Here is a 356-nt window from a genome sequence, read left to right as displayed (position 1 = left end):
TGCTCGAAATTGCCGCCGGTGGTGCTTTCGATGGTRGTGCTGACGGTGCTGCCRTTTTTRTARACGTCGTTCGCCGGGGTGTCGACCACCACGGAGCCGGTGGTTTTACCGGCCTCGATATTGATCACGGCGCCGTTGCTCAGCGTGACGCTCATGGCGGTGCCGGCTGGATTGSTCAGGGTSGCGGTGTAAGTGATCTGCCCGCCTTCAACCACTGAACCATCAGCGGTCAGGCTCAGGCCGGTGTTGTCGATCGAGTCGGTGATCGTCGTAACGGCCGGAGTTGTGCTCGGGGTCAGCTGCTCGAAATTGCCACCGGTGGTGCTTTCGATGGTAGTGCTGACGGTGCTGCCGTT

Annotated in this window: 1 protein-coding gene; it reads right to left on the bottom strand. The window is 60.6% G+C overall.

Annotated elements, in window-relative coordinates:
• Window positions 1-356: immunoglobulin-like domain-containing protein (locus AC1DIG_RS29345; RefSeq protein WP_477770121.1), on the bottom strand; the 356-nt coding region annotated here is incomplete at both ends.

The sequence above is a fragment of the Pseudomonas sp. 05N431 genome (genome assembly GCF_056397005.1).
The sequence above is the reverse complement of the archived record's forward strand: the minus strand, read 5'-3'. Positions and strand labels throughout refer to the sequence as shown.